Annotated in this window: 1 pseudogene; it reads right to left on the bottom strand. The window is 48.1% G+C overall.

The features are described from left to right. Window positions 1-65: 65 nt before the first annotated feature. A pseudogene (locus SB658_RS24565) lies at window positions 66-266 on the bottom strand (MFS transporter); the annotation flags it as partial.

Here is a 266-nt window from a genome sequence, read left to right as displayed (position 1 = left end):
GGAGGACTTACGCTTCATGGGTTTTTCAACCACGGGAGCCTCGCACTGCTTTTAAACATAAGATACTATTCCTTACTTCCAAGCGACCATATCACCACCGGGATTAATAATAACGATAATATCCCTCCGCCAAGTGATAATGTCAGGTAACCGGCACCTGCTACGACCATTCCGGACAATGCTCCGCCGGCGGCTCCGGACAACGCAATCAAAACATCCACAGTACCTTGGGTTTTAGCCCGTGTTGATGTTTCAGTTGAATCAAC

The sequence above is a fragment of the Bacillus sp. SIMBA_008 genome (assembly GCF_046535495.1).
Taxonomy (GTDB): domain Bacteria; phylum Bacillota; class Bacilli; order Bacillales; family Bacillaceae; genus Bacillus; species Bacillus subtilis.
The sequence above is the reverse complement of the archived record's forward strand: the minus strand, read 5'-3'. Positions and strand labels throughout refer to the sequence as shown.